Source organism: Streptomyces sp. 13-12-16, from assembly GCF_002114215.1.
Lineage (GTDB): Bacteria > Actinomycetota > Actinomycetes > Streptomycetales > Streptomycetaceae > Streptomyces.
The window spans coordinates 1-2,941 of sequence record NZ_NCTE01000340.1; the positions used below are offsets into that span (position 1 = coordinate 1).

Below are 2,941 nucleotides of genomic sequence, written 5' to 3' on the forward strand. Positions count from 1 at the left end.
GGTGAGGATCGCGGTGGCGTCGTGGTCGTGGACGCCCCGCTCGTACCCCTCGTCGTACGCCTCCTCGGCGGCCCGGCGGACCAGGGCGGCGAGGTCGTCGGCGCCGGTCAGGGCGTCGGGGCCGGGTTCGTGCAGCAGGCGGGCGGCGAGGTGCTCGGCGCGGTAGACCTCGGGTGACTCGGACGGCAGGTGCCGGTTCCACAGCGGGCGGTCGGCGAGGAGGGCGGGGTCGGTGACGGGGGCGCGGTAGTCGGTGCCGGTGAGGGCGAGCGCGAGGCCGTCGCCGTGCGGGACGACGGTGAGGTCGAGGGGCTGGGTGGAGACGGCGAACCGGTGGTCGCCCAGGCGGATGGCGCGTCCGCCGTCCGCGTAGAGGTCGGTGCGGTCGCGCAGGACGCGGGCGGCCTCCTGGCGGGCGGAGCGCAACCGGCCGTCGAGTTCCTCGGCGCGGACGCGGTCGCCGAGTCCGCGCAGTTCGTCGGCGGTGCGGCGGACCTTGGTGACGAGCGGGTCGGAGGCGAAGTAGGTGCTCACCGCGTCGGTGTCGGGGAGCGCGGCACAGCGGCGGGTGATCGTCTCCAGTACGCGCTCGGCGGCGGAGGCGAGCTGTTCGGCACGGCGGGCGCGGGCGTCGGAGAGGCTCTGCTTGCGGGCGGAGAACGCCTCGTAGAGTTCGGTGCGCCGGTCGGCGAGCTCGCCGAGGACGTCGTCGAACTCGGCGAACCGGGACTCCAGGGCCTCCAGCTGGGCCAGTACCCGGGTCAGTTGTTCGTCGCAGCTCTCCGGGGTGTCCGCCGCCGCGAGGGCGCCGGTGACCGTCTGGCCGAGGAGGGAGAGCTCGGCGGCGAAACCGGCGCGCGCCTCCCGGTCGAGGAGGGACCGGCGGCGGGCGTCGAGGGTGGCGCGGGCGCGGTTGACGCCGCCCATCGCCTCGGCGACCCGCTCCAGGACGGCCGTGCGGACGGTGGCGTCGGTGATGTCGAGCCCGGCGACCACCTCGGTCACCGTGCGCAGCCCGTCGGCCAGTTCGTCCAGGCGGGCGGCGACCGGGGCGGCCTCGGCGGTGGTGGTGACCGACCCGGCGTCGGCGACCAGCCGTTCGACGTCCGCGTGGTGGGCGGCGAAGGCGTCCTCGCGGGCCAGGAAGGCGATCGCGCGCTGCCCGAAGGAGGCGAGGTCGCCCTCGGCGCCGTCGGCGAGCGCGTCGATGCGGGCGTGGTCCGCGTACCGCATCTCCTTCAGGGTCAGCAGGTGACCCTGGGCGTGGCGGAGTTCGGTCAGTCCGGTGACCCAGGCGGCGGCCTCGCGGGGCTGCTCGCCGCGCAGCCGGCGCACCACCGAGGCGATCCGGCCGGCCGCCTCGTCGAGTGCTTCGGCCGCCCGGTGGGTGAGGTCGCGTACGGTCTCGAACTCGGTCAGTACCTGGTCTGCGGTGGCGCGCATCTCCGCCAGCGGGGCGCGCAGGTCGCCGAGTTCGCCGTCACCCAGCCAGTGGTGGGTGTCCAGGGCGCGGACGCAGGCGGCCACCAGGGCCGTGTACACCTCGGTGGTGGGGGTGGTCTCGGCGACGGAGCGGGCCAGGGACAGGCAGTCGGAGATGCCGCGTACGAGGTCGGCGTTGCCGACCCGGGCCAGCGGGCCCTCGCCGGCGGGCCGGCCGGCGGCGTGGGTGTCGGAGACGTAGGGCGAGCGCCACAGCTGCACGGGGTGGACGCGGGCGGGTTCGTCGCCGTCGGGGCGCAGCAGGGCGAGGAGTCCGTCGTCGAACAGCGCCCAGCCGTGGCAGGCCATCGGGGTGGCGACCGCCTCGCGGATGAGGTTGTACGACAGCAGCAGCGCGCGTCCGTGTCCGGGCGCGTGGAAGACGTACAGCACGTCCTCGCCGTACGGGGAGCGCACCTCGCGCGCGAACTCCATGCCGGTGGTGTCGAGTTCGTACGTCTTGTGGGGGCCGGCGGCGAGGCAGTAGCCGCCGGGGAAGACGATGCCCTGGTCGTCGGGGAGCCGGCGGGCCCCCTGTCCGATGCCGTCGAGGCGGACGACGGACCGGGTGAGGGTGTTGAAGACCAGGTGGCGGTGGGCGGTCTCCTTGTAGGGGAGGATCCGCAGCAGGATCAGGGGGCCGACGCGGGCGTGGGCGATCTCGGCGTCGGCGAGGGACTGCAGGGGCTCGTCGACCGGTTCGCCGTGGACGCCGTCCGGGGTGTCGGTGTCGTTCTCGGTCTTGACGGTGAGGGTGCCGCCGAGGGTGTCGACGAAGACCTCGCCCCGGACGGAGACGTGCGGGTGGCGGCCGAGGACGTGGTCCTCACGGGTGGCGGGCGTCCAGTCGATGTCGGCGGGCGGGGTGCGGGCGTGGTCGCGGTCGCCGCGCGCGTCCAGGAAGACCGCCGACCGGCCGTCCTCCGGGATCGTCCAGCGCAGGACGCGGATGTCGCCGGCCTTCTCACCGGTCTGGAAGACGGCGAGCAGCTTGCCGTCGACACGGCGCAGCCGCAGCAGGCGGGCCTGGCGGTAGTAGCGGTGCAGGGCGGCGAACTCGCGGACGAAGCCGGGGTCGTCGAGGAGCCCGGGGACCGCGTCGTCGGGGAGGCGGCCCAGGTCGCGGTCGTGCGGGGCGAGGACGTCGGCGACCGTGGTCTCCCGGTCGGGCCGGGGCCGGGTCTCGTACCCGAAGAGGAGGACGTCGCCGACGGCGACGATGTCGCGGGGCACGGCGGTGCGGTCGGTGCGCAGTCGCTCGGTGCCGGTGAGGCGCAGTTCGGGGGCGCCGAACTCCTCGGCGCGGCGGTGGTTCAACGCCTCGGCACGACGGGCCAGTTCGGTTGCCTGGGCGGCGAGGCGGTCGCGCAGCACCTGGTAGGCGCCGCCGTCGGCCGCCGCGTCGGTCCCGCCCGGCGTGGGTGTGCGGGACGCCTCGTGGGGCCCGCCGGCGCCGGCC

At 75.5% G+C, this 2,941-nt stretch carries 1 protein-coding gene; it reads right to left on the reverse strand.

Annotated elements, in window-relative coordinates:
* The coding region (locus B7767_RS14335) for a DNA repair ATPase (protein WP_179167150.1) at positions 1-2,856 on the reverse strand (2,856 nt) is incomplete at its 3' end.
* Between the last annotated feature and the right edge of the window lie 85 nt (positions 2,857-2,941).